The sequence below is a fragment of the Streptomyces sp. NBC_01537 genome, from assembly GCF_045040445.1.
In the GTDB taxonomy this organism is placed as follows: domain Bacteria; phylum Actinomycetota; class Actinomycetes; order Streptomycetales; family Streptomycetaceae; genus Actinacidiphila.
On the sequence record NZ_CP109392.1, the window covers coordinates 954,590 to 972,175 of the forward strand.

General features: G+C 71.3%; 16 protein-coding genes. 3 read left to right on the forward strand and 13 right to left on the reverse strand.

Going from position 1 to position 17,586, the window contains the following annotated elements:
- Positions 1-8 precede the first annotated feature (8 nt).
- From OG607_RS04715 to OG607_RS04735, 5 genes are all read right to left on the reverse strand, one after another.
- Complete coding sequence (locus OG607_RS04715; protein ID WP_405719140.1) at positions 9-644, reverse strand: DUF6230 family protein; 636 nt, start codon at positions 642-644, stop codon at positions 9-11.
- A 95-nt stretch (positions 645-739) separates the two neighbouring features.
- Positions 740-1,366 carry a DUF6230 family protein gene (locus tag OG607_RS04720; protein ID WP_405719143.1) on the reverse strand — a complete coding sequence of 209 codons (627 nt, stop codon included), beginning with the start codon at positions 1,364-1,366 and terminating at the stop codon, positions 740-742.
- 23 nt (positions 1,367-1,389) lie between these two features.
- Positions 1,390-2,931 (reverse strand): ATP-dependent DNA ligase, encoded by a 1,542-nt coding sequence (locus OG607_RS04725; RefSeq protein ID WP_405719145.1) that lies wholly within the window; start codon positions 2,929-2,931, stop codon positions 1,390-1,392.
- A gap of 62 nt (positions 2,932-2,993) precedes the next feature.
- Positions 2,994-3,905 (reverse strand): helix-turn-helix domain-containing protein, encoded by a 912-nt coding sequence (locus tag OG607_RS04730; protein ID WP_405719148.1) that lies wholly within the window; start codon positions 3,903-3,905, stop codon positions 2,994-2,996.
- A gap of 121 nt (positions 3,906-4,026) precedes the next feature.
- Complete coding sequence (locus tag OG607_RS04735; protein ID WP_405719150.1) at positions 4,027-4,263, reverse strand: DUF397 domain-containing protein; 237 nt, start codon at positions 4,261-4,263, stop codon at positions 4,027-4,029.
- Positions 4,264-4,444: 181 nt separating this feature from the next.
- On the opposite strand from OG607_RS04735, the gene OG607_RS04740 reads away from it, so the two are divergent.
- Positions 4,445-4,903 carry an ATP-binding protein gene (locus OG607_RS04740; protein ID WP_405719153.1) on the forward strand — a complete coding sequence of 153 codons (459 nt, stop codon included), beginning with the start codon at positions 4,445-4,447 and terminating at the stop codon, positions 4,901-4,903.
- A 22-nt stretch (positions 4,904-4,925) separates the two neighbouring features.
- On the opposite strand, the gene OG607_RS04745 is transcribed toward OG607_RS04740, so the two are convergent.
- Positions 4,926-6,272 (reverse strand): glycoside hydrolase family 27 protein, encoded by a 1,347-nt coding sequence (locus OG607_RS04745; RefSeq protein WP_405719156.1) that lies wholly within the window; start codon positions 6,270-6,272, stop codon positions 4,926-4,928.
- Between the two features lie 287 nt (positions 6,273-6,559).
- Entirely contained in the window at positions 6,560-7,654 is a 1,095-nt protein-coding gene (locus OG607_RS04750) for an XdhC family protein (RefSeq protein ID WP_405719158.1), read from the reverse strand.
- Between the two features lie 137 nt (positions 7,655-7,791).
- Between OG607_RS04750 and OG607_RS04755 the strand changes: the two genes are divergently transcribed.
- Positions 7,792-8,313, forward strand: coding sequence for a hypothetical protein (locus OG607_RS04755; protein ID WP_405719160.1), 522 nt, complete (start codon positions 7,792-7,794; stop codon positions 8,311-8,313).
- 73 nt (positions 8,314-8,386) lie between these two features.
- Here the strand turns inward: OG607_RS04755 and OG607_RS04760 are convergent, their stop codons facing one another.
- Positions 8,387-9,748 carry an MFS transporter gene (locus tag OG607_RS04760; protein ID WP_405719163.1) on the reverse strand — a complete coding sequence of 454 codons (1,362 nt, stop codon included), beginning with the start codon at positions 9,746-9,748 and terminating at the stop codon, positions 8,387-8,389.
- A 338-nt stretch (positions 9,749-10,086) separates the two neighbouring features.
- Here OG607_RS04760 and OG607_RS04765 point away from each other — a divergent pair, with 338 nt between their 5' ends.
- Positions 10,087-11,658, forward strand: coding sequence for a carboxylesterase/lipase family protein (locus OG607_RS04765; RefSeq protein ID WP_405719166.1), 1,572 nt, complete (start codon positions 10,087-10,089; stop codon positions 11,656-11,658).
- On the opposite strand, the gene OG607_RS04770 is transcribed toward OG607_RS04765, so the two are convergent.
- From OG607_RS04770 to OG607_RS04790, 5 genes are read right to left on the reverse strand one after another with little or no spacing between them, the layout of a single operon-like run.
- Positions 11,644-12,336, reverse strand: a complete 693-nt coding sequence (locus tag OG607_RS04770; RefSeq protein ID WP_405719169.1) for a dienelactone hydrolase family protein — start codon at positions 12,334-12,336, stop codon at positions 11,644-11,646. The genes OG607_RS04765 and OG607_RS04770 overlap by 15 nt on opposite strands.
- Before the next feature lie 38 nt (positions 12,337-12,374).
- On the reverse strand, positions 12,375-13,802 hold the full coding sequence (locus tag OG607_RS04775; protein ID WP_405719172.1) for an MFS transporter: 1,428 nt from the start codon (positions 13,800-13,802) through the stop codon (positions 12,375-12,377).
- Positions 13,799-15,580: an IucA/IucC family protein gene (locus tag OG607_RS04780; protein ID WP_405719175.1), complete on the reverse strand. Its 1,782-nt coding sequence runs from the start codon at positions 15,578-15,580 to the stop codon at positions 13,799-13,801. Before OG607_RS04780 ends, OG607_RS04775 begins: the two co-directional genes overlap by 4 nt.
- On the reverse strand, positions 15,577-16,242 hold the full coding sequence (locus OG607_RS04785) for a GNAT family N-acetyltransferase (protein WP_405736554.1): 666 nt from the start codon (positions 16,240-16,242) through the stop codon (positions 15,577-15,579). Before OG607_RS04785 ends, OG607_RS04780 begins: the two co-directional genes overlap by 4 nt.
- A 2-nt stretch (positions 16,243-16,244) precedes the next feature.
- Positions 16,245-17,570 (reverse strand): lysine N(6)-hydroxylase/L-ornithine N(5)-oxygenase family protein, encoded by a 1,326-nt coding sequence (locus OG607_RS04790; protein ID WP_405719178.1) that lies wholly within the window; start codon positions 17,568-17,570, stop codon positions 16,245-16,247.
- Positions 17,571-17,586: the final 16 nt, after the last annotated feature.

A 17,586-nucleotide genomic window follows, 5' to 3' on the forward strand; every position in this document is an offset into this window, starting at 1 on the left:
GCCCGCCTTCAGTAGCAAGAGTGGTCGCCGGTCTGCACGGTCAGGTGCATACCGGGCAGCCGGAAGGTGGCGGCACTGACCGAGCGGGTGCCCTGCCGCAGGTGGTCGATCCTGACGCTGTCGGCCTGCTCGCCGAAGCCGCCGGGGGAACCCTGGACCCCGGACATGCCCTCCAGGGTCGAGGCGTCCTGGCCGATGTTGATGTTCTGGAAAACGGCGTCACCGCGCAGGTCGTGCGCGTCGACGACCAGCCGGTCCGCGTGCGCCGGGGGTCCCCCGGTGCCCGAGGTCAACTTCAGCGTGACGCCGCCGACCACCGGGAAGTCCTGCACGACGGACTGGCACAGGTTGTACAGGTCGGCCGACCTGATGCCGGACAGCGCCTCCGGGTAGGTGCCCTGCTTGCCCCGGTCGAGGACTCCGTACTGGACGAAGCCGTGGCCGTCGAGGGTGTCGGCGGAGATCTGGAAGCTCTCCCCGGAGACCACGAACGAGTTGGCGGAGACTCCGAACGAGGCGGCGAGCGCACCGCTGACCGTCGCCGAGAGCACGGCCGCGGACAGGGCGAGGGTCGGCACCATGACCAGGGCCAGGCGCTTCCAGCGGGTGCGGCCCGGCAGACGGGCGTGGGAGGCGGATTGCACACCTTCCCAACGTCGGACAGGCTGACCGGTCACCTCGCCGGTCGCGTGATCACTCCATCAGCGCAACCGCGCGACCGGAGCCCCGACCGGAGCTCTCAGAAGCAGGGCTTGGAGCCCTTCTTGACCGTCAGGTGCAGGCCCGGCAGCCGGAAGGTCGCCGCGCTGACGGAGCGGGTCTCCTGCCGCAGGTGGTCGATGGTGACCTTGGCGGCCTGCTGGCCGATGAACCCCTGCGGGCCCTGCTTCGAGCCGCTGAGGGTGGAGGCGTCCTGCCCGAAGGTGACGTTCTGGAACACGGCGTCGCCGGACAGGTCGTGGGTGTCCACGACCAGGTTCTCGGCGTGCACCACCCTGCTCTCGCCGCCCGCGCTGATCCGCAGCGTCACATCGCCGACCCCCGGTATGTGGGTGACCACCGACTGGCACAGTCCGTGCAGATCCGCCGACCGGATGGCGGAGACGCCCTCCGGGTAGTCGCCCTTGCCCGTGCGGTCCACCGTGACGTACTGGCTGAAGCCGTCGCCCACCAGCTGGTCGGCGGCCACCTGGAAGCTCTGCCCCGACAGCGAGGCCGTCTGCGCGGAGATGGCGAGCGACACCGGTACGACACCGGTGGCGATGCCGGCCACGACGACACCGGCCAGCAGCAGGGTCGGGACCAGCACGAGCGCTGTCAGCATCCGGCTCGTACGGCCGTGCGGGCTGTCCTTGGGCGTACTCACGCCTTCATTGCAACCTCGGGCGATCAGTCCGGCAACCGGAGGGCCCGCACCGCCTCGACGGTGTCGGCCTCCGCCGCCGTCTTGTCCTCGCGGTAGCGCAGGACCCGCGCGAAGCGCAGCGTGACGCCCTCCGGGTAGCGCGTGGAGCGCTGTACGCCGTCGAAGGCGATCTCGACGACCAGCTCGGGGCGTACCGTGACCACCCAGCCGTCGTCGCTGACGGCCAGTTCCCGCAGGCGCCGGGTCTGCCAGCTCAGCAGTTCGTCGGTGAGCCCCTTGAAGGTCTTGCCGAGCATGGCGAAGGTGCCGTCGGGCCGCCGGGCGCCGAGGTGGAGGTTGGAGAGCTTGCCGGTGCGGCGGCCGTGGCCCCATTCGACGGCGAGGACGACCAGGTCGAGGGTGTGCACGGGCTTGACCTTGAGCCAGGAGGCACCGCGGCGGCCGGCGCTGTAGGGGGCGTCGAGGGCCTTGACGACGACGCCCTCGTGGCCCCTGGCCAGGGTCGCGGCGGCGAAGTCGCGGGCGGCGGCGCGGGTGGGCCCGTCCTGGGGGTCGGCGGCGACGAGACGGCGTACGCGCAGGGGCTCGGGGACGACGCGGGCGAGCTCGGCGTGGCGGTCGGCGGCGGGGAGGGCGAGCAGGTCGCGGCCGTCGACGGACAGCAGGTCGAAGAAGACCGGGGAGAGGGGGACGGTGGCCCGGGCGCCGGCGACGTCGAGGCGGGAGGCGGTGCGGCCGGCGACCTCCTGGAAGGGGCGGGGGCGGCCGTCGGGGCCCAGCGCGATGACCTCGCCGTCCAGGACGGCCTGCCGGGCCGCCAGTTCGCCTACGGCGGCGGCCACTTCGGGCAGCCGGCCGGTGATGTCGTCGAGGGTGCGGGTGTAGATCCGTACGGTGTCGCCGTCCTTGTGGGCCTGGACGCGAATGCCGTCGAGCTTCTCCTCGACCGCGCAGGGGCCGAGCTTGTCCAGGGCCTCGTCCACGTCCTTGGCGGTGTGCGCGAGCATCGGCTGCACCGGGCGGCCGACTTCGAGCCGGTAGTCGGCCAGCGCCTGCGGGCCCCGGGCGAGCAGGGCCTGGGCGACGGCGCCGAGGGAGCCGCTGAGCATCACCGCGCGGCGTACGTCCGCCGGGTCTGCCCCGGCGGCCACGGCCAGGGCCTCGGCGGCGAGGGCGTCCAGGGCGCCCTGGCGGACCTCGCCGCTGATCAGGCCGCGCAGGAAGTGCTGCTCGTCCTGGGTGGCGGCGGCCATCAGCCCGTGGAGCAGCCGTTTGCGCTCTGCCTGCGCGCCCTTTCCGGCCACCGCCGCGATCCGGTCCAGGGTGCTGTGGACGTCGAGGACGGCGAGGCCGGGCCCGTCGGCGGGCGGGACCGGGTCGCTGAGCGCCCGCCATCCGATGCCGGTTCGGCGCTGGGGCAGCCGCCCGGCGAGGTAGGTGATCACGGTCGGGGCCTCGGCAGGTGATGTGCCCCGGAACAGCTCGGCGAGGAGCGCGGTCTTCTTCGACCGCGCCGAGGTCGCGGCGACCTCCCGCGACGTCCGGGCGACATCGGCCAGCAGCATGCGTCCAGCGTGACCCAGGTGGGGCCGGTGCGGCCACCTCAGCCCTGCGTCAGCCCCCCCCGTCAGCCCTTCATCCCGTCGAGGATCTCGCGCAGGAAGCGGGCCGTCCTTCCGGGCGGTTCGGCTTCCGCGCACAGCCGGTCCATGACGGCGAGGTAGTTGTCGACGTCGTCCGCCTTGTCCAGGTAGAGCGCGCTGGTGAGCTGCTCCAGGTAGACGATGTCCGGCAGGTCCGGCTCCTGGAAGCGCAGGATGGTGACGGGGCCGCCGGCCGCGGCGAGGCCGCCGACGCTGAAGGGGGCGATCTGCAGCGTCACGTTCGGCAGGGCGGCGGTCTCGATCAGGTGCTCCAGCTGGGCGCGCATCACCTCGTTGCCGCCGAGCGCCCTGCGCAGCGCGGCCTCGTCCATGACCGCCCACACTCTGGGGGCCTCGGGCTGGGTGAGCAGCCGCTGCCGGGCCATGCGCAGCGCGACCCGGCGCTCGATCTCGACGGCGGAGGCGCGGGGGTGGCCGAGCCGGGTGACGGCGCGGGCGTAGTCCTCGGTCTGGAGCAGGCCGGGGACGAACTGGACCTCGTAGGTGCGGATGACCGACGCGGCCTCTTCCAGTCCGATCAGGGTCTCGAACCAGCTCGGCAGGACATCGCCGTAGCGGTGCCACCAGCCGGGCGTGCTTGCCTGCCGGGCCAGGGTGAGGAAATCCGCCCGCTCGTTCTCGTCGAGGACGCCGTAGAGGGTGAGCAGGTCGGCGACATCGCGGTCCTTGTAGCCGACGCGGCCCAGCTCAAGGCGGCTGATCTTCGCGTGGGACGCGCGGATCGACTCCCCGGCGTCCTCACGCGAGATCCCGCGCGCCTCGCGCAACTTGCGCAGCTGGGTGCCCAGCACGATGCGCAGTACCGTCGGCCCGCCGCGCGGGTTTTCGAGGTACCGCTTTATCGAGGGCTGTCTGCTCGGCTGTGCCGCGGTCATGCCGGCTCCCGTGAGTGACTGGTCGAGCACTCAGTCTTCCATCCGGGGGCGCTCGAGTACAGTCGCGCGCCCTGGCGTGCCACCGGCGGAATCTGACGGAGCGCCAGAGATCGGGACGGGGTCAGCCCGTCATGTCGTCGAAGTCCCCGTCCTTCGCACCGCCGATGAAGGCCTCGATCTCCGCACGGGTGTAAATGAGCGCCGGGCCCTCGGGGTGGCGGGAGTTGCGCATGGCGAAGCCCCCGCCGGGCAGGGCCGCGAGCTCCACGCAGTTGCCGCTCGGGTTGCTGCGGGCACTCTTGCGCCAGACCACGCCGTCGATGTCGCCGGCCGGTACGCCGTTCTCCAACTCCTGCATGATGACCTCTCCTTGACGCCATGCACGTGCATCTGCACGTGCATCCGTTCTTACCGATGTACTTACAGCCGCACTTACGACTGTAATTGCAGATGTGCTTGCACGGGTAGGGATTGGACCGCGATAGTGGATCGCGCAGAACAAACCGTGCCCCCGCCCGACAGCTCTGCGGAGTCTCGCGATGACCACACACCCGGCATTCCCACCGGGCTACGCCCTGCCCGACGGCCCGGCCACGCGGTTCGCGGCCTGCGCCCTCGCCGGCGATTTCCACGCGGCGGGCACCGCACGGCAGTTCACCCGTACGACGCTGTGCGGCTGGGGCATGCTCGACGTCGTCGAGAACGCGTCGATCGTCGTGTCGGAGATGCTCACCAACGCCATCCGCTACGGCTTCGACAACCCGCCGGACCTCGGTCTGTCCGCACGGCCCTTATGGCTCGGGCTGCTCGGCCGGGGCGCCTCCGTGCTGTGTACGGTCTCCGACCCCGGCACCGATGTCCCGGTGGTCAAGGAGCCCGACTATCTCGCGGAGTCCGGGCGCGGGCTGCACATCATCGACTCGCTCAGCGAATCCTGGGGCTGGACCCCGCCCGACGCGGGGGGCAAGTCGGTGTGGGCGATGGTCGCCGCGCGCTAGCGCGGTGACCGCGAGCGTTCGCCTATTCGCTCGCCCGGACCCTCAGCAGCCGGGTCTCGCCCGGGCGCAGGGTGACGCTGTACGAGCCGGACACGGTGCCCTCGTGACGGCCCGACCACAGGTCGGTGACATCGGCGTCGGCGCCCGGGAGGCCGACCAGGGACCAGGGGACGCCGACGGTGGCACGGGCGGAGGTGCCGGTGTTGAACAGGCCGACGATGTAGTCGCCGTTGGCCTCGCGCTTGCGCCAGACCTGTTCCGCGCCGTGGTCGACGATGCGCACGGCGGCGACGCCGTCCTGGTCCACGCCGATCAGCCGGTCGTTGGCGAGCATGGCCCGGTCGCCCGCGGTGAGCGCGGTCAGGTCGGTGCCCAGCAGCAGTGGGGAGGCGGCCATCGCCCACAGTGTGAACGTCGAGCGCCGCTGGTCGGGGGTGAGGCCGGTCCGGTAGCCGTTGCCGATCTCCAGCGAGTCCAGGTCGTTCCAGCCGCCGGGACCGGCGTACGGCTGCCAGGCCGCCGCGGAGTCGAAACGGGAGGCGACGAAGGACCAGTTGGTCAGTGGAGAGCCGCTGCCGTAGAGGCCGGCGCCGCAGTAGCACTCGACGTCGAGCTGGGTGCGGCGGCTGTTGGCCAGCCCGCGCCAGGTGGCCGCGTCGGCGATCGGCAGGTTGTTGGACAGCGCGTAGGTGATCGGCCGGCCGGTGGCGCGCAGCGCGGCGGCCCAGGCGCGTACGTCCTGGATGTCGGAGCCGCCGACGCCGTCGATCTTGAGGTAGTCGACGCCCCATGAAGCGAACTGGCGGGCCCAGGAGTTGACGAACTGCTGGGCGCCCGGCCTGCCGTAGTCGATGGCGTACATGTTGCCGCAGTTGTAGTTCGTCTCGGCCTTGGAGGTGTTGGCGATGTCGGCGGCCCGGTAGGACGTCCCCTCGATGGGGGTGTTCCGGGTCACCGCGCCGGCGGCGATGCCAGGTGTGACGTAGAAGCCGAACTTCAGCCCGAGGGAGTGGATGTAGCCGGCCAGCGCCTTGATCCCCGAGGGGAACTTGTCCCGGTCGACGGCCCAGCGGCCGTGGGAGTCGACCACGAAACCGTTCTCGTCGCACTGTTGCCAGAAGTCGTCGAGGTTGACGTACACATAGCCGTGGGAGGCGAGCCCGCTGCTGACCAGGGCGTCGGCCTGGGCCTTGATGCGGCTCTCGGTGGGCCAGCGGCGCAGGTGGCTCCAGCTGCTCCAGCCCATGGCCGGCAGGGCGGACACACCGTTGGCCGGGAGGGTCGGGGGCGGTGCGCTACTCGCGCTGATTCCGGTGAGGACGAAGGCCAGGCCGGAAAGTGCGGCCAGCAGGGGCCTCACATGGTTCATGAACCGGACCGTACGGGCCTCAGCTGTGAGCGCACATGAGAACCTGCGAGGTGGGCTCCCTTCGCCGGCATTGTCCGGATCAGGTTGTGGAGGTCGCCTTCAGGTCTTCCGACCATCCAGCCTCTCAGCCCGCCCGTCGACGTCGGCCCCGACGGAAATTCACCTTCTCACTCCGTCAAAGTCGGCTACTCCGGGTGAACTCCCTCGCTCGCCCCGCAGGCCAATTCCCACACTACTCCGATTCAGCCAGGACAAAAGGGTTGTAAACATATTTTTTCCAAGCTCCGTCAGGGGTGAATGTCACCGGTCGTCGCGGTGAGCGGGGCGCCGCTGCCGCCCCAGCGCAGCGCGACGATCTCCGCCGCCACCGAGACGGCCACCTCCTCGGGGGTCCGGGCGCCCAGGTCCAGCCCGATGGGCGAGCGGAGCCGGGCAAGCTCGTGGTCGCCGAGGCCGGTCTCGCGCAGCTGCTTCACCCGGTCCTCGTGCGTGCGGCGGCTGCCCATCGCTCCGATGTACGCGGACGGCATGCGCAGCGCGGCTTCCAGCAGCGGCACATCGAACTTGGGTTCATGGGTGAGGACGCAGATGACCGTGCGGTCGTCGGTATCGGTGCCGCGCAGGTAGCGGTGCGGCCAGTCGACGACGACCTCGACGCCCTCCGGGAAGCGCTTGGCGGTGGCGAAGACCGGCCGGGCGTCGCAGACCGTGACCCGGTAGCCGAGAAAGGCGCCGATGCGCGCGACGGCCGCGGCGAAGTCGATCGCCCCGAAAACCAGCATGCGCGGGGGCGGTGCGAACGATTGGAGGAAGACGGTGACGTCGTCCTCACGGCGCTCGCCGCGGGGGCCGTAGTGCCGGCTCACGGTGGCGCCCTGCGCGAGTTCGCCGCGCGCGTCGGCGGTGACGGCGGCGTCGAGGCCTTCGGTGCCCAGGGTGCCGGAGACGGCGTCGGGCCATACGGCGAGCGTGGCGCCGCGCGGGGCGGGGCCGTCGGTGACCGTGGCCGTGACGACGGGGCGGTGGGCGGCCACGGAGGCCGCGACGTCGGCGAAGGAGGCATCGGTGGCGGGTGACACGGGGCGTACGAGCAGGGTGATCTCGCCGCCGCAGGTGAGGCCGACGGCGAAGGCGTCCGCGGCGCTGTAGCCGAAGGTGCACAGCTGGGCCCGGCCGCTCTCGACGACCTCCTTGGCCAGCTCGAAGACCGCACCCTCGACGCAGCCCCCGGAGACACTGCCCACGACCTCGTCGTCCGGGCCGACGGCCATGGCCGCGCCCGGGCCGCGCGGCGCGCTGCGGCTGACCGCGACGACCGTGGCCAGCCCGAAGGGCGCCCCGGCCGCGTACCAGCCGCCGAGGGCCGGAAGGATCTCACGCATCGGCCGTCCTACCGCCTCTCACGACCCCCTGCGAGGTGTTCGCCATTGTCAACGCGCGGCGGCGGCGCCGCCATCCCGGCGGAAGACGGAAGGAGGGGGCTCTTGCCTGCGCCGAGGAGAGGTGTAAGTTTGATTACATGATTACGACAGAGCAGAAGGACGCACTGCGCGGCTGGATCGCCGGGCGGCTGCCGGAAGGACTGTTCGTCGAGCTCCTGGACGTGACCGTGGACCGTGAGGAGATCACCGTCATCGGCCGGATCCCGGAGCCCGACCTGGGCGCGGACGCGTCACCGGTGGAGCGGGAGGAGGCGCGGGCCGGGCGGGCGGCGGAGTTCCGGGCGCGTACGCGGGAAGAGCGGATCGCGGTGGCCCGGGAGGCGGAGCGGCGGTTCGGTGGAAAGGTGTCATGGGGCGTGGAGTGCGGTGACGCCCGGGTGATGTTCACAACGGTCGCGGCGCCGGTGATGACGCGGCTGCGGCAGCCGGAGCGGCAGGTGCTCGACACGCTGATCGCGGGTGGCGTCGCGCGCAGCCGCAGCGATGCGCTGGCCTGGTGCGTACGGCTGGTGCAGCGCAACGCGGACGACTGGCTGGGCGAGCTGCGGGAGTCGCTGGAGCACGTGCAGCGGGTGCGGGCGCAGGGGCCCGACGCCTAGGGCCTGTCCGGGACTGGACGCGCGGTTCCCCGCGCCCGTGAAGGGCGCGGGGAACCAGGGTCCGTCCGGGCGGTCAGACGGTCGCGGCCTCGCGGGCCGGGGCGGCGGTCCGGCCGGGCTTGAGGCCCAGGTCCTCGGTCGGGATCTTGTGCGTCTCGCGGCCGCTGAGGACGGAGAGCGAGCTGATGGCGCACAGGACGGCGGTGAAGATCGCGACGCCCTTCCAGTTGGCGCCGTCGGGGCCGGCGATCTCGGCGGCGAAGGTGACGGCGAAGCCGGCGATCGCGAAGCCGATCTGGGTGCCGATGGCCATGCCGGACAGCCGGACGGCGGTCGTGAACTTCTCCCCGTAGAGGGAGGGCCAGATGCCGTTGGCGGCGCTGTAGACGATGCCGAGGGTGAGGATGCCGGTGAGGAAGATCAGCGGGTAGCTGGCGGTGGAGATGGCCCACAGGTAGACGGGGATCATCACGGCGCTGCCGACCGAGCCGACGAGGAAGACCGGCTTGCGGCCGATGCGGTCCGAGAGCTTCGCCCAGAGCGGGAGGGACAGCAGGGCCGCGCCGTTGGCGGAGACGCTGACCCACAGCATGACCGACTTCTCCAGGCCGACGTTGTCGCTGGTGGCGTAGGAGAGCGCCCAGACGGTGAAGATCGTGCTCACGGTGGCGATCAGGGCGGCGCACATGACGCGCAGCACCTCCGCCCAGTGGTCGCGCAGGAGTACGGCCAGCGGGAGCTTGGCCACGGTGTTGTTCGCCGCGGCCTGCTCGAAGACCGGGGTCTCCTCCAGCTTGCGCCGGATCACCCAGCCGGCCACCGCGACGACGGCGCTGGCGAGGAACGGGATCCGCCAGCCCCAGGTGAGCAGTTGGTGCTCCGGCATGGCCGCGACGGGGATGAAGACCAGGGTCGCGAGGATCTGGCCGGCCTGGGTGCCGTTGAGGGTGAAGCTGGTGAAGTAGCCGCGGCGGTCGGCGGGGGCGTGTTCCAGCGTCATGGAGTTGGCGCTGGCCTGCTCACCGGCGGCGGAGAGGCCCTGCAGCACGCGGAGCGTGATCAGGAGGGCGGGGGCCAGTCCGCCGACCTGGTCGTACGTCGGCAGGCAGCCGATGAGGAAGGTGGCCAGGCCCATCAGGATGAGTGTGGAGACCATGATCTTGCGGCGGCCGAGCCGGTCGCCGATGTGGCCGAGGATGACCGCGCCGATCGGGCGGGCGGCGTAGGCGACACCGAAGGTGGCCAGTGACTGCAGCGTGGCGGAAGCCGTGTCGGAGCCGGAGAAGAAGACCTTGGGGAAGACCAGGGCGGCGGCGCTGCCGAAGATGAAGAAGTCGTAGTACTCCAGCGCACTCCCGATCCAGGCCGCGAAGGCGGCCTTGCGGGGCTTGCCCTGCGGCGCGGGGGATCCGGCCACAGCGTCGTGAGCGGTCACGTTGGGCTCCTCTGGTGAGGGTATTGAGCGTAAAGGGCGGCACACACATCCGGAAAAGCCGGGAGATGGGCGGTTCCGGTGGGACTGCGGGGGACGGCGCCGGTTCGGGGTGGGCTGGCGGCCTAATGTACGCACTGGATAGTTAGTACTGCGTTGCACGGATGCTCAGCCGCCCGGCACCACCCTGTCAAGGGGTCCGCCGCAAAGTTTGCAACAGCAAATTCCACTGGTGTTAATCGAGGCGTAACAGTTACCCGGGGCCCTCTTCCCGGTTGCGCGCTCTGCGGGCTATAGATAACTCACTAGTTCGTACATTGAGGCGCCGGAGGATGGAACGCATGGCATCGGCACAGGTCGAGTCCCTCGCAGGGCTGATCCGGGGGACGGCTGAGGACGGCGTGCTCGCGTGGCGGGGCATTCCCTACGCGGCGCCGCCCGTCGGGCCGCTGCGCTTCCGGCCGCCCTCCCCCGTCAAGCCCTGGCCGGGCGTGCGCGACGCCACGCGGTACGGACCGCAGGCCGTGCAGTTCACCGGCACGCCCCGACCCAACGACGAGGCTGACGAGGGCGACGAGGACTGCCTCACCCTGAATGTCTGGGCCCCGGCCGCCGCCACGGGCCCGGTCCCGGTCCTCTTCTGGATTCACGGCGGCGCCTTCCTGCACGGCAGCGGACGCCTCTACGACGGCGCCCACCTGGCCCGCCGGGGTGAGGTCGCCGTCGTGACGCTCAACTACCGGCTCGGCCCGCTCGGCTTCAACGGCCCCGCCGGGACGGCCAATCCCGCGCTGCTGGACCTGGTCGCGGCCCTGGAATGGGTACGGGACAACATCGCGGCCTTCGGCGGCGACCCCGGCCGGGTGACCCTGTCCGGCCAGTCCGCCGGCGGCATGCTGACCTCCACCCTGCTCGCCGTGCCCGCCGCGCGCGGGCTCTTCCACCGGGCGCTGGTCCTCAGCGGCAGCGCCCGCAATGTGCACAGTCGTGCGCAGGGCGAGGAGACGGCCCGCCGGCTGCGCGCAGCGCTGGGCGCGCCCGGCGCGACGCCGGAGAAGCTCACCGGGCTGCCCGTGCAGGCGCTGCGCGAGGCCGCCGCCCAGGTGGTGGCCGGTGCGGGGGACGCGGTCCTGCGCGGCGACGACTTCCGCCCGGTCGTGGACGGTGACGTGCTGCCGCGTGCCCCGCTGGCCGCCGTCGCGGACGGCGAGGCACGCGGGATCCCGCTGTGGATCAGCCACGTGCGGCACGAGATGGACATCTTCCTGGGGGACCGTCCCGCACAGGCGGACCCGGCCGGCGAGGCTGCCCCGCCTTCTCGTGGGGGTACGGGGGGTCGCCCCCCGGGAGAACGCAGCCTGGGCACGCCGCCCGCGCCGCCCGTCCCCCTGGTCCCGGGCACCGATGCCGCCGGCCGGGACCGGCTCGGCGACGGGCGCTGGACCGCGCTCGGGGACGCGTACGCCGCCACCGCCGAGCCCGGCCGCGATCCGCACCTCGACCTGCTCGACGACGCCATGTGGTGGCTGCCCGCGATCCGGCTGGCCGAGGCCCAGCACGCGGCCGGCGGTCAGGTGTGGTTCAGCCGCTTCGACCACACGCCGGGCATGCCCCCGTACGACCGGCTCGGCCCGACCCACGGCGCGGACAACCGCTGCCTGTGGGGCAGTCCCCCGGTCTTCAACAACCTGCAGGGCCTGCCGCCCGCACCGCCCATGGGCCCGGCCGACCTGGTGGTCACCGAGCAGCTGCAGGCGGCCGTGCTCGGTTTCGTACGGGGTGAGGCGCCGGACTGGCCCGCGTACGAGCCCGGTGGTGACCGGGCGACGCGGATCTTCCAGGACCCGGCGCGGGTCGAGAACGACCCGCGCCGTGAGCGGCGGCTGCTGTGGCGGGACCTACCCGAGGTGTGAGCGCAGGAAGTCGAGCGTGCGCTGCCAGGCGAGCGCGGCGGAGGGCGCGTCATACGCCTCCGGGCGGCCGTCGTTGAAGAAGGCGTGCCCCGCCGGATAGAGGTGGAACTCCGGGACGATGCCGGACTGCTCCTCGATCGCCGAGCCCAGCGCGGCCAGCGACTCCGGCGGGACCGTGCCGTCCTGCTCCCCGTAGTGCCCCAGGATCTCGGCCTTCAGGCCCGAGAAGTCCGGCAGCGGGCCCGGGATCACCCCGTAGAACGGCACCGCCGCCGACACCCGCGGGTCGCGCGCGGCGAGGGCGAGGACGAAGCCGCCGCCCATGCAGAAGCCTGCGGTGCCGACGGTTCCACCGGTGGTCTCCTCGCGGGTCAGGAGGTAGTCCACCGCGCCCGAGAGCAGTTCGGCGCCACGGTCGGTGGGCAGCTCGGACATCATGCGGAACGCCTCGGCACTGTCGTGCGCGACGCTGCCGCCGTAGAGATCGGGGGCCAGGGCGACGAAGCCCGCCTGCGCGAAGCGGTCCGCGATGTCGGCGATGTGGTCGGTCAGTCCCCACCACTCCTGGATCACGATCACGCCTGGGCCGCTCCCGGAGGGCGGCAGGGCGAGGTAGCCGTGGGCGGTGCCGGCGCCTTCGGTGCTGGGAAAGGTGACGTTCTGGCGGGCTTCGGGCATGGGGGTGCTCCTGGGTGGCGGTGATCGTTCCGCTTCGCTCAACGCGGCCGGTTGCGGTGATCTTCCCGCGGGCGGGCCGAAGCCGCCCGGCTCAGCAGCAGCGCGGTCAGGCAGCCGCCGGCCAGGACGGCGGCTGCGCCGGCCAGCTGGCCGGTGCGCAGAGCGGAGGACAAGGCGTCCGGGGCGGAGGTGCCGGAGCCGGTGAGGGCCGAGAAGCGGGAGCTGAGGACGGCGCCGAGGACGGCGACGCCGAGGCTGGTGCCGAGTTCGGACATGGTGCCGTCGATGCCGGCGCCCGCGCCTGCGCGTTCGGGCGGGATGGCGCTCATGACGGACTCGGCGATGGCGGGGTTGGCGAGGGCGCAGCCCGCTCCCATGACGACGAGGCCGAGGAGCAGTGCGGCGTAGCCGTCGGAGGCGGCCGTGGAGACGACCGTGAGGCCGGCGGCGAGCAGGACCATGCCGATGGCGATGGCGGGCGGCAGGCCCAGACGGCGGATGAACCAGGGGCCGGTCCCGGTGAAGTTGACGGCCACGATGGTGAGCGCGAACGGCGCCACCCGCAGGCCCGCCTCCAGCGGCGAGTAGCCGCGTACGGACTGGAGCTGCTGGGTGAGCAGGAAGAGCGCGCCACCGCTGCCGAAGGTGATCAGGACGACGCCGGTGACCGCCCCGGTGAAGCGGCGGTCGCGGAAGAAGCGCGGGTCCAGCATGGCGTACGGGATCCGGCGCTCCCACCATCCGAAGCCGGCCAGAACGACCGCCCCCGCCAGGGCCGACAGCAGCACCGGGGCGGAGCCCCAGCCGCCGTCCGGGCCGGAGATGATCGCGTAGACCAGGGCGGTCACGCCGACCGTGGACAGCAGGGCGCCGAGGAGGTCGGGGCGGTCCCCCGCCGGGTTCCTGGACTCGGGTACGAGAGCCAGTCCGGCGAGGAAACCGACCACGGCGATGGGGATGTTGATCAGGAAGATCGCGCCCCACCGGAAGTGGGCGAGCACGAGGCCGCCGATGAGGGGGCCCGCCGCGAAGCCGAGGGCGTTCGCGGCGGCCCAGATGCCGATGGCGCGGGGGCGCTCGTCGGGCTCGAAGATCTGCATGACGACGGCGAGGGTGCTGGTCAGCAGCAGCGCGCCGCCGACGCCCATGCCGGACCGGGCGGCGATCAACTGACCGGTGGACTGGGAGAGTCCGGCGGCGAGCGAGCCGGCGCCGAAGAGCGCCAGCCCGGCCAGCAGCAGCCTCTTGCGGCCGTAGCGGTCGGCGGCGCTGCCCGCGGTGAGCAGCAGGCCGGCCAGGACGAGCGAGTAGGCGTTGATGATCCACTGGATGTCGCCGGTCGAGGCGTCCAGCTCCCGGGTGAGAGTCGGGACGGCGACGTTGAGGACGGTGTTGTCCAGTACGACGACCAGTTGCGCCAGGCAGATCACCGCGAGGACCGGCCATCGGTTGGGGACCCGGGTCACGACCGTGCGAACGGGGCGAGGGGGTTGCGCAGGGTGCCGGCGAACTGCAGGGCCGCCGAGGGGTCCGCCAGGTCGAGCATCTGCTGGTTGTCGCGCAGCTGGAGCCGGTTCAGGCAGGACAGCACGAACTCCTCGGCGAAGATGTCGTACCGCTCGAACTTCTCGGCCAGCTGCGGGTTGGCGGCCTGGTAGTCGCTGACGCAGCCGGCGACCGTGCGCCAGAAGTCGTCCTCGTCCAGGACGCCGTCGGCCGCCAGGACGGCATTGAAAAAGCGGAAGAAGCAGTCGAAGACGTCGGTGAAGATGGAGAGGATCTTGTCCTCCTCCGGGACCTCCACCCTGATGCGCTGGACCTTCGGCGGCAGGGCCGCGTGCGGGTCCAGGACGGCGATCTCCTCGGCGATGTCCTTGAAGATCACCCGCTCGACGGCCCCGCCGTCCAGGACCAGGATGACGTTCTCACCGTGCGGCATGAAGACCAGGTCGTAGGCGTAGAGGCTGTGCAGGAGCGGGGTCAGATAGGCGTCGAGGTAGCGGCGCAGCCACACCTCGGGGGCCAGGCCGGACGAACCGATCAGTGCGGCGGCCAGCGAGCGGCCCTCGCCGTCGGTGTGCAGGAGGGAGGCCATGGTGGCCAGGCGGCGGCCGGGCTCCAGGGCGGGGACGGGGCTCTCGCGCCAGAGGGCGGCGAGCATTTTGCGGTACGGGGAGTAGCGGTCGGTGGCGGCCTCGTACTGGCGGTGGCGGTAGCCGATGGCGGCGCGCTCGCGGATGATCGTCAGGCCGGTGGCCTTCAGGGTCTCGTCGCGGGCGATGAGGCCGGCGAGCCAGTCGTTGATGGCCGGGGTGGCTTCCATGTACGCGGCCGAAAGGCCCCGCATGAAGCCCATGTTGAGGACCGACAGGGCGGTCTTGACGTAGTGCTTGGACGGGTCGCTGGTGTTGAAGAAGGTACGGATCGACTGCTGGGCGAGGTACTCGTCGTCGCCCGGGCCGAGCGGGACCAGGCGGCGGGAGGCGATCTCGGCGGCGAAGGTGACCGACAGTTTGTTCCACCACTGCCAGGGGTGGACGGGGATGAGGTGGTGGTCGGCGAGGTCCAGTCCGAGGCCCGCGAGGGTGTCGGCGAAGCGGGCGAGGGTCGCCTCGCCCAGCTCCTGCCGGATCAGCCGGTCGTAGTCGGTGTCGGCTGCGCAGGTGAAGGTGGAGTGGTCGCGGTGGGCGGCCAGCCACAGCAGCCGGACGGGGCTCGCGGTCTCGGGGGCGTACGCGTGGTACTCGTGCACGCCGAAGCCGAGCCGGCCGTTGTTGGCGACGAAGCAGGGGTGGCCCTCGGTCATACCGGTCTCGATGGCCTGGAAATCGGCCTTGGCGAGCTCGGCGGCGCTGACCTGCTCCTTGGTGAGCTTGTAGGCGGTGCCGGAGAGGGTGGAGCTGATCTCCTCCAGGTAGACGGGGAGGACCTGGTCGCTCAGGCCGAGGGCGCCGCGCAGCTCGATGATGAAGTCGACGGCGTCCAGCGGCAGTTCGCGGTCGGCGTGGTGGCGGGTGATGCTGTCGGCGTCGATCTGCCAGTGGTCCAGGGTCAGGACGCGGGCGGCGAAGCGGTATTCCACGGTGCCGTCGTCGCTGCGTACGGCATAGCGGTCGCCGTCCACCGCGGCCGGGGTGAGCAGCCGTTCGTGGGCGAACTCGGCGAGGGCCTTGCGGACCAGGAGGCGGTTGGCGCGGGCCCAGTTGTCCGGGGTGAGGTGGGAGACGGCTTCACGGGGGTTCATCGGGATTCTCCTTGCGCTGTCTGCTCCGCCTGCTCCTGCCGGCCCGGTGTTTCGTGGGGGTACGGGGGGTCGCCGCCCGGGGGAATGCAGCACAGGGTGGCTCCGGAGGTCAGGAACTGGTCGCGGGTGCAGAAGCTCAGCAGCGCTTCCTTCTCGGGCTTGGTGATCTTTCCGGCGACCTCGAAGCCGACGGCCGCGTTGAGCGCGTGGACGGCCGTGTTGACGGTGTCAGGTTCGGCCACGACCCGCCGGTTGGCCGGGTCGGCGAACAGCAGCTCCATGACGGTGGTGATGACCGCGAGGGTGAAGCCGTGGACGGGCGTGTCGGTCGGCGCGCACAGGAAGTGCATGCCGACATCGCCCTCCTGGTGCTCGTAGAGGCCGACGAGTTCGACCCGGGCGGGGTCGTAGCGCTCCACGAGGAAGGCGGGGCGGCCTTCGTGGAGGCCGATGAACGCCTCGTGGTGCGGGTGTTCGGAGATCTTGCGGTACTCGTAGGCGACGGCGGCCACGTCCGCGTCCTGCATCATCCAGAAGGCGGCCTTGGGGTGGGTCACCCAGCCGTGCAGCAGTTCGGCGTCGGCGTCCGGGTAGAGCGGGCGGACGGCGAACCGGCCGAGGCAGGGGTCATTGCGGCTGAAGATGATCTCGTTGTGGAGCAGGCTCACCGCAGGACACCTTCCGGCGCGCCGAACTCCTGGAAGGCGATGGCCTTCTCGACCGGGTAGTGCTCGCGGCCCAGCAGCTCGCGGATGATGTACGAGTTGCGGTAGGGGCCCATGCCGAGGTCCGGGGAGGTGATGCTGTGGGTGTGGGTGCCGGCGTTCTGCAGGAAGACACCGCTGCCGGTGGTGTCGATGCTGTAGTTGCGGGCGACGTCGAAGCGGCCGTGGCCGTCGAGGCGGAGCCGGTCCAGGACGGGCTCCAGGAAGGCCGGCGGCTGGTACTTGTAGCCGGTGGCCAGGACCAGGCCCTCGGTGATCAGCTCGAAGTCCCGGTCCTGTTCGGTGTGGTGGAAGCCGAGGGTGTAGGAGTCGGAGGTCTCGTCGTACGAGGCGGCGGTCAGCTCGGTGTGGGTGAGCAGCCGGGTGGGGACGGGGGCCTTGGCGCCGAAGTTCGTCTGGTAGAGCAGGTCGAAGATGGCGTCGACGAGATCGGAGTTGATGCCCTTGAACAGCCCCTTCTGTTCGGACTCCAGCCGGTAGCGGGTGTTCTCGGGCAGGGCGTGGAAGTAGTCGACGTACTCCGGTGAGGTCATCTCCAGCGTGAGCTTGGTGTACTCCAGCGGGAAGAACCGCGGTGAGCGGGTGACCCAGTTGAGCCGGTAGCCGTGGACGTCGATCTCGGAGAGCAGGTCGTAGTAGATCTCGGCGGCGCTCTGGCCGCTGCCCACGATGGTGATGCTCTTCTTGCGCTGCAGGTCCGCCCGGCGGTCCATGTAGCGCGAGTTGTGCAGGTGGTCGCCGCCCAGCCCATGACAGACGGAGGGCATATACGGCGGGGTGCCGGTGCCCAGGACCAGGCGGCGGGCCCGGTGGGTGACGTGCTCGCCGGTGCGGGTCCGGGTGGTGTGCACGGCGTAGAGGCCGGAGGCCTCGTCGTACTCGACGGAGGTCACCTCGTGGCCGAAGCGCACCGAGGTGAGCCGGGCGGCGGCCCAGCGGCAGTAGTCGTTGTACTCGGCCCGCAGCGGATAGAAGTTCTCGCGGATGTAGAAGGAGTACAGCCGCCCGGAGTCCTTGAGGTAGTTCAGGAAGGAGTACGGGGAGGTGGGGTCGGCCAGGGTGACCAGGTCGGACATGAACGGCGTCTGGAGGTGGGCGCCGTCGAGGAACATTCCGGAGTGCCAGTCGAAGTCGGGCTTGCTCTCCAGGAAGAGGCCGTCGAGTTCTTCGATCGGCTCGGTCAGGCAGGCGAGCCCCAGGTTGTAGGGGCCGAGGCCGATGGCTATGAAGTCATGGGTGGACTGCGTGGAGACTTGCGTGGACATGCGGGTTACGGAATCT

What these genes read in the sequence shown, in the direction of transcription:
- OG607_RS04725 (WP_405719145.1), bottom strand. Translation starts at nt 2,931, where the DNA reads ATGCTGCTGGCCGATGTCGCCCGGACGTCGCGGGAGGTCGCCGCGACC.
- OG607_RS04730 (WP_405719148.1), bottom strand. Translation starts at nt 3,905, where the DNA reads ATGACCGCGGCACAGCCGAGCAGACAGCCCTCGATAAAGCGGTACCTC.
- OG607_RS04735 (WP_405719150.1), bottom strand. Translation starts at nt 4,263, where the DNA reads ATGCAGGAGTTGGAGAACGGCGTACCGGCCGGCGACATCGACGGCGTG.
- OG607_RS04740 (WP_405719153.1), top strand. Translation starts at nt 4,445, where the DNA reads ATGACCACACACCCGGCATTCCCACCGGGCTACGCCCTGCCCGACGGC.
- OG607_RS04745 (WP_405719156.1), bottom strand. Translation starts at nt 6,272, where the DNA reads ATGAACCATGTGAGGCCCCTGCTGGCCGCACTTTCCGGCCTGGCCTTC.
- OG607_RS04750 (WP_405719158.1), bottom strand. Translation starts at nt 7,654, where the DNA reads ATGCGTGAGATCCTTCCGGCCCTCGGCGGCTGGTACGCGGCCGGGGCG.
- OG607_RS04755 (WP_405719160.1), top strand. Translation starts at nt 7,792, where the DNA reads ATGATTACGACAGAGCAGAAGGACGCACTGCGCGGCTGGATCGCCGGG.
- OG607_RS04765 (WP_405719166.1), top strand. Translation starts at nt 10,087, where the DNA reads ATGGCATCGGCACAGGTCGAGTCCCTCGCAGGGCTGATCCGGGGGACG.
- OG607_RS04770 (WP_405719169.1), bottom strand. Translation starts at nt 12,336, where the DNA reads ATGCCCGAAGCCCGCCAGAACGTCACCTTTCCCAGCACCGAAGGCGCC.
- OG607_RS04780 (WP_405719175.1), bottom strand. Translation starts at nt 15,580, where the DNA reads ATGAACCCCCGTGAAGCCGTCTCCCACCTCACCCCGGACAACTGGGCC.
- OG607_RS04790 (WP_405719178.1), bottom strand. Translation starts at nt 17,570, where the DNA reads ATGTCCACGCAAGTCTCCACGCAGTCCACCCATGACTTCATAGCCATC.